At 61.9% G+C, this 2,662-nt stretch carries 2 protein-coding genes; both read right to left on the reverse strand.

The features are described 5' to 3' along the window. Window positions 1-236: 236 nt before the first annotated feature. Window positions 237-446 (reverse strand): cold-shock protein, encoded by a 210-nt coding sequence (locus H162_RS0129585; protein ID WP_020657079.1) that lies wholly within the window; start codon window positions 444-446, stop codon window positions 237-239. 309 nt (window positions 447-755) lie between these two features. Then, entirely contained in the window at window positions 756-2,525 is a 1,770-nt protein-coding gene (locus H162_RS32400; RefSeq protein ID WP_156885884.1) for an FAD-dependent oxidoreductase, read from the reverse strand. Window positions 2,526-2,662: the final 137 nt, after the last annotated feature.

Genomic DNA, 2,662 nt, shown 5'->3' on the forward strand with positions numbered 1-2,662 from the left:
TTCTGCTGAATACTGCTTCACACGATCTCTCTTGCCCGTCCCCGATATCGTTTTACTTCATCAGGTGACGCGACAACTATTCTGACACCGGGGGAAGTGCAGTCGGTCCGTACGCCACAAAAAGCAAAAGCCCGCTCATGCGGGCTTTTCGACGACAGGGTCATCGCGATCGCGGAAAGGCCTCTCTCGATGCCTGACCAATCCGTGCGAAACAGTCCGGCGTCCGGACCACCCGCTCAGATTGCGCGGATATTGCTTGCCTTGTCGCCCTTCGGGCTGCTGGCGCGCTCGAACGAGACACGCTGGTTTTCGGCGAGGCTCTTGAAGCCTTCGCTCTGGATATCCTTGAAATGCGCAAACAGATCGCTGCCACCACCGTCAGGTGTGATGAAGCCGAAGCCCTTGGAATCGTTGAACCATTTGACGGTGCCAGTTTGAGTAGTCATATACGTAACCTTAAGTGTGTTATGGGCAAAATCGCCCGTGTGCACGTGCAACAAGAAGGATGCGACCAGGGAATCAAACAGGAATGCCCAGAGGGCTAGACGGGAGAGATACCAGCAATGACGGCGTCTTGATGTAGTGCGCGATCTAAGATACAGGCCTTTGCAGGATTTACCTACTTATTTCGGATGATATTTTTTTGTTGTCCCATCAGGACAACGTCTTGTTTGCTCAGGCATTAAATGCTATTAAAAAATTCTGCCCATCATTTATATTCCAATTCGCAATAAGTTATTCCGCATTCCTTATATTCAAGCGGACACCGGCAGCTTGGCAAGGAAGCCGTGAAGCTGAGGCACCACCTGTGCTCCCTCCCCGACACTCGCCGCCACCCGTTTGGTCGAGCCCGCTCTCACGTCGCCGATCGCGAACACGCCCGGCACACTCGTCTCCAGCGCAGCGCGCGGCCGCGGTGCGCCGGACGACAGCGCCGGGCCGCCCCCGGCGCAGCTGTGGGATGCGGGCGTGGTGACGGCATTTCCCGTAAGGATGAAACCTTTGTCATCGACTTCCACCTCGCAGTCGTCGAGCCAGTCGGTGTTCGGATCGGCGCCGATGAACAGGAAGACCCGGCGCACGTCGCGATCTTCTTCGGCGCCGCTGCGCTTGTTACGCAGCCTGACCTGTCGCAGGCCCTCTTCATCGCCTTCCAGCGCCACGATCTCCGTGTGCGTATGCAGTTCGATGTTGGGGGCCGCCATGATGCGATCGACCAGATACCTGGACATGGTCGCCTTCAGGCCTTCGCCGCGGACCACCATGTGCACCCGGGAGGCATGTTCGGACAGAAACACGGCGCCCTGCCCCGCCGAATTGCCGCCGCCGACGAGGATGACTTCTTCCCCCATGCACAGGCTGGCTTCGATGTGCGAGGCCCAGTAATAGACGCCGCGTCCCTCGAATTGCTTGAGGTTCGCCAGCGAGGGCCTGCGGTAGCGTGCGCCGCACGCCAGCACGACGCTGTGCGCCCTGACCCGCCTGCTGTCGCTCAGCGCCACTTCCAGGGGCGCCGTATCGCAGATCAGCCTCGCCGCCGCCGCCGGTATGACCACCTCGACGCCGAATTTCATGGCCTGCACATAGGCGCGGCCGGCCAGTGCGCCACCCGAGATCCCGGTCGGGAACCCCAGGTAGTTCTCGATGCGGGCGCTGGCGGCTGCCTGCCCGCCATACGCGAGCTGGTCCAGCACCAGCACGGACAGTCCTTCCGAGCCGGCGTACACGGAGGCTGCGAGGCCGGCCGGGCCGGCGCCGACGACGATCACGTCCCACACCCTGTCCGCCGGGAGCTCGGGCAACATGCCCAGCGCGCGGCTGAGCTCGATGTTCGACGGGTTCTTCCGGACGCCGCCGTCCGGGCAGACCACGAGCGGGAAATCTCCCCGCGCCGGCTGGTAGTGATCGCACAGCGCCCTGGCCTGCGCATCGTTTCCCGGATCGAGGATCTTGTGCGGATAGGCGTTGATGGTCAGGAAGCTCTGCAGCGGAAACATGCAGGGATGACCGGCCGGCCCCACCAGCAGGACGCCTGCGCCCAGCTCCAGCAGGTTGAGACGGCGCAGGATGAGGGCGCGCACGATGCGCTCGCCCAGCTCCGCTTCGGCGATCACGAGCGCGCGCAGGTTGGCGGGCGAAATGACGAGCGCTTCGACCTCGCCCGCTGCGCTCACGTTGACCAGCGACGGCCCGCCGGCCAGTTGCGATACCTCGGCCGTGAATTCTCCCGGCCCGAGGTGGGTGATGAAGGCCGAGTTTCCCAGTCCATCGCTACGGTGCACGGCCATGCGACCGGACAGCGCCAGCACCATCCCGTACATCGTATGCCCCGCTTCCACGATACGCGCGCCATCGGCAAAGCTGTGCGCCGTGCCGAAGCGGAAAATGCGCTGGATTTCCTTCTCGTTCAGGACAGGAAACATCTGGTGCCGGCGCGAGCGCAGCAGGGGTGCGATCGCGGAGGCGTGATCCCCGGGCAGGGGTTCGGACACGCTTGTCGGGGTGCTTGAGTGAAGATCGGCCATGGCTTCCCTCGTTGCAGGTGACTGTCGAACTGAAATACCAGTCTAGTGGAGCGGCTACCCACAATTTTCTCCAAAAGGTCTAACCTGACGGGTAAACCCTGTCAGGAGGCCATCGTGAACAAGAAGTATGTTGTGAA

This window comes from Massilia niastensis DSM 21313 (assembly GCF_000382345.1).
Taxonomy (GTDB): Bacteria; Pseudomonadota; Gammaproteobacteria; order Burkholderiales; family Burkholderiaceae_D; genus Telluria; species Telluria niastensis.